General features: G+C 71.2%; 5 protein-coding genes. All 5 read right to left on the minus strand.

The window, feature by feature from the left end; genetic code table 11:
• Nucleotides 1–8: 8 nt before the first annotated feature.
• Nucleotides 9–653 carry a MerR family transcriptional regulator gene (locus ACFU6K_RS33005; RefSeq protein ID WP_380669334.1) on the minus strand — a complete coding sequence of 215 codons (645 nt, stop codon included), beginning with the start codon at nucleotides 651–653 and terminating at the stop codon, nucleotides 9–11.
• Nucleotides 654–876: 223 nt separating this feature from the next.
• A complete protein-coding gene (locus ACFU6K_RS33010) occupies nucleotides 877–1,353 on the minus strand; it encodes a bifunctional nuclease family protein (RefSeq protein WP_030303568.1) in 477 nt (158 codons plus the stop codon).
• Nucleotides 1,354–1,450: 97 nt separating this feature from the next.
• The gene (locus ACFU6K_RS33015) at nucleotides 1,451–2,146 is read right to left on the minus strand and encodes a MerR family transcriptional regulator (protein WP_380669340.1); all 696 of its coding nucleotides are present in this window, start codon (nucleotides 2,144–2,146) and stop codon (nucleotides 1,451–1,453) included.
• A gap of 179 nt (nucleotides 2,147–2,325) precedes the next feature.
• Nucleotides 2,326–3,207 (minus strand): FHA domain-containing protein, encoded by an 882-nt coding sequence (locus tag ACFU6K_RS33020; RefSeq protein WP_380669336.1) that lies wholly within the window; start codon nucleotides 3,205–3,207, stop codon nucleotides 2,326–2,328.
• Nucleotides 3,208–3,451: 244 nt separating this feature from the next.
• On the minus strand, nucleotides 3,452–4,086 hold a 635-nt coding region (locus ACFU6K_RS33025; RefSeq protein ID WP_380669338.1), incomplete at its 5' end, for a DUF881 domain-containing protein.

Genomic DNA, 4,086 nt, shown 5'->3' on the forward strand with positions numbered 1-4,086 from the left:
GCTCCTGCTCAGACCGCCCGGTTGCGCCGCTGGGCCAGCTCGTCGGCCGGGTCGTGACCGACCAGCGTCTCACCGGTGTCGGTGCGCTCGGCGTGCAGCCGCCCGAGGGTGAGCTCCAGCTCCTGCCAGACCGCTCCGACCGCGATGCCGAAGACCCCCTGACCACCCTTCAGCAGGTCCACCACCTGCTGCGGCGTGGTGCACTCGTACACCGTCGCGCCGTCGCACATCAGCGTCATCCCCGCCAGGTCGGCCTGGTCGGCGGCCTGGAGGTGGGCGACCGCCACCCGGATGTTCTGCAGCGAGACACCCGCGTCGAGCAGCCGCTTCACGATCTTCAGCAGCAGGATGTCGCGGAAGCTGTAGAGCCGCTGGCTGGTCGACGGGTACGCGGTGCGGACGCTGGGCTCCAGCAGTCCGGTGCGGGCCCAGTAGTCCAGCTGGCGGTACGTGATGCCGGCCGCCGCGCAGGCCGTCGGGCCCCGGAAGCCCAGCAGGTCGGACGTCGGGGCCAGCCGTTCGATGGCCGGCTGGCCCGCCTGTACGGCCGGGAACCTGCCGACCCGGGGGAAATCCGTGACGGTGCGAGCGGTGCGCGGCATGTGCACGGCGCACCGGCCTCCCACGGCCGCGTCATCGCCGGTGCTGCTCATGCCTGCCTCCGTCCACTTGTGCTGCGGGCAACCCGACTGCGGGCATCGGCCACCCGGACAGCCACTCCTGACGGTAGGCAGTCCCCTATGACCCGTCAACGATCGCCACGCCGGACCAGACAAACCACATCACTCAGGAGAGTGGTTTTTCGTGCCCCTAGTGTGGGTAGATGGACGGATTTTGGCAAAACGATGGGCCGAAAGGCCGCACGGTCGGGCCCCGCTATTGCGGGCCGCTGCCGCCGAAGTCCTCGGGCGACACCTGGTCGAGGAACTCGCGGAACTTCTCGACCTCGTCCTCCTGCTCGTCCGGGATCGCGATGCCCGCCTCGGCGAGCACCTCCTCGCTCCCGTAGATCGGCGTGCCGGTGCGCAGCGCCAGCGCTATGGCGTCGGACGGCCGGGCACTCACCTCGACCCCGCCGGCGAACACCAGCTCGGCGTAGAACACGCCCTCCCGCAGGTCGGTGATCCGGACCTCGGTGAGCTGCTGGCCGAGCGCCTCCAGGACGTCCTTGAAGAGGTCGTGCGTCAGGGGGCGCACCGGCGTCATGCCCTGCTGGGCGAAGGCGATCGCGGTCGCCTCGCCGGGGCCGATCCAGATCGGCAGATAGCGATCTCCCCCGACCTCCCGCAGCAGCACGATCGGCTGGTTGGAAGGCATCTCCACTCGGACACCCACGACGTCGAGCTCATTCACACAGGCAACCCTATGGCTCCGCTCCCGGATATGAAAGCGCAGAGCCGACGCCGCTGGTCAGCGCGGTGCAGCCAGGGCGCGCTGCGGGCGGCATGCCCTACCCGCGCGTCCGCATCCCGGCCTGGACCATGGCCGCGTGCAGCCGTACGGACAGCGTCGCGAGCTCCCGGGCGGTGGCCTCCGCGTGCGCCCTGGTCTGCGGGTTCCGGTGCCGGCGCAACGGCGCCACCACCTGCTCCACCAGCGCGATCTCGCGGTCCGCCGCGGCCTTCATGGCGCGCAGGTGCCGGGGCTCCAGCCCGTACCGGCCGAGCTCCGCGACCAGCCGGGCCACCTGGAGCGCCTCGCCGTCGTAGCCGCCGTCCGGCCCCGGGGCGACCAGCCCGTAGGACTCCCACTCGGCCAGCTCCGGCTCCCCGGCCTCGGCCGCCGCCAACAGCTCGGCGCGCCCCAGCCGGACGCCGGAGGGCACCTCACCGGCGGCCACCAGCTCCCGGTCCGCCTCCTCCAGCGGCCCGGGCCGGGTGTCGGCGGCGGAGGGCAGCGCGGGCGGGTTCTCACCGCGCTCGATGGCGTCCAGGTGCTCCCGGATCACCCGCAGCGGCAGGTAGTGGTCCCGCTGCATGCGCAGGACGTAGGCCAGCCGCTCGACGTCGGCCGGGCTGAACTTGCGGTACCCCGAGGGCGTGCGCTGCGGCTCGACCAGCCCCTCCGCCTCCAGGAAGCGGATCTTGGAGATGGTGACCTCGGGGAAGTCGTCGCGCAGGAAGGCCAGCACCGCGCCGATGCTCAGCAGCTCGTCGCCGCCGCGCCGACGACCGGCGGGCCGCTCGGCCCGGACCGGCTGCCGCGGGCCCGCGACCACCCCGCGTCCGCCGCGGTCCGCCTGCGGACCGGACGGGGTTGGGGTGGCCGCCCCGAGAGAAGAGGAAGGGGTATTCGTATTCACTCGGGCTCCTGCCGACGTCGTTTTCAGTACCCCCGGTTGTGGCCGGCGAAGAACACCAGCCGGTACTTCCCGATCTGCACCTCGTCGCCGTTGTTCAGCGGCACCTCGTCGATCCGCTCCCGGTTCACGTAGGTGCCGTTGAGGCTGCCCACGTCCGCGACGCTGAAGCCGGCCGGGGTGCGGCGGAACTCCACGTGGCGGCGCGAGACCGTGACGTCGTCGAGGAAGATGTCACCCTGCGGGTGGCGACCCGCCGTGGTGACGTCCGAGTCCAGCAGGAACCGGCTGCCGGAGTTCGGACCGCGCTGCACGATCAGCAGGGCCGAGCCCGGCGGCAGCGCGTCGATCGCCGACAGCACCTCGGCCGACAGGGCCGGCGTGGCGCCGGTGCCGGTCGTGGTGGTGGGGTCGTACGACTCCAGGCCGGAGATGGAGATGGTCGACGTGGTCTCCGCCGCCCCCTCCGGAAGCAGGCCGCCGCGCAGCGCCGTGCCGCAGTTGGAACAGAACCGGGCCGCGGCCGGGTTCCGGTTGCCGCACCTGGGGCACGGAGTGGAGCCAGCCATGTTCACAGCCTCCTGGCGCGGCACACCCGACGGGTTGTGCCCGGCGTACGGATCCGGGGCAAACCCTCCACCAGAGGTTGAGGGTCCTGACGGGAAACCTATGCGCGGCTCGCCGGAGGGGTCAACCGACGCGCCGTAGCCCGCCGGATTCCCCGCGTACTGGGCGGCGCCGCCGTCCCGGTACAGCTGCTGACCTGCGTACGGCGCGGCCTCGGGGGCCGGGCGCATGCCCGGCACTGCGGGCTCGTCCTCCGGTCGGCGGTGACGCGCGGTGGGTGCCTCGACGGCGGCCGCGTCACGGCCCTTGTTACGACCGAACAACTTCGAGAAGAAACTCACGGGCGAATCCCCTTGCGTGTGACAGACCCGCCCGCGGGGCAGGGTGAGAACCTCGGACATGCTGCGGACCCGGTCGTTGCGGCTCGGGCCCGCTGGAGTGGTACTCCGGCGGTTGGTACTGCGGTGGCAGGTACTGCGGTTGTTGCTCCGGAGCGTACCGGTGCGAACCAGTCTCGCCCATGTGACGGCGGCGTCCCGCAGCGGGTGCCGCCCGCCCTTGACGGGCCGTTCGCCGGGCGCCCCGTCACTTCGAAGCCGGCTTGGCGTACTGCGGCGACTTCGGGTCCACGAGGGCGTCGACGACCACCTTCTGCTGCTGGGCGATCGTCGCCCGCGCCTGGTGGCTCTCCAGTGTGCGGACGACACCTCCCGGGATGTTCAGCGCGGGTGTCAGGTCCTGCGGGTTCCCCACGACCGTGAAGCGGTAGGGCTGCGAGACCTTCTTCCCGTCGATCTGCACCCCACCGGCCGACAGGTCGGTGAAGTAGGTGTTGACCACCACGCGCACATCGTTGATCTGAATCGCCTCCGCCCCCGCCGCTCGAAGTTCTTGCAGGGTGTCCAGCAGCATATCTGCCTTCACCTGCCCTTGGGGATCATCGACCGTGAGTACGATGCCCGGACCAGTGGCTTTGACGGTGCCGGCGAGCACGCCGAGCTCCGTCGCCTTCTTCCTGGTCTGCTCCTGGGCCTCCTTGGCCTGGTTGGAGCTGTTCTCCAACTTCGCCAGGGACTGCTCCAACTCCGCCTTCTCCTGCTGGAGACGTTGCTGACGGCTGTCCAGTTCATCGAGGATCCGCACCAGGTCCTCCTGGCGGGCCCCGCGGAGCTGACTGTGGTGGTCGTTGGTCGACCGCACCTGGATCGCCAGCCCCAGGC

This window comes from Kitasatospora sp. NPDC057512 (genome assembly GCF_042802135.1).
In the GTDB taxonomy this organism is placed as follows: Bacteria; Actinomycetota; Actinomycetes; order Streptomycetales; family Streptomycetaceae; genus Kitasatospora.

Bases quoted from the DNA above. Each gene is read 5' to 3' on its own strand.
- ACFU6K_RS33005 (WP_380669334.1), bottom strand. From the start codon at position 653: ATGAGCAGCACCGGCGATGACGCGGCCGTGGGAGGCCGGTGCGCCGTG.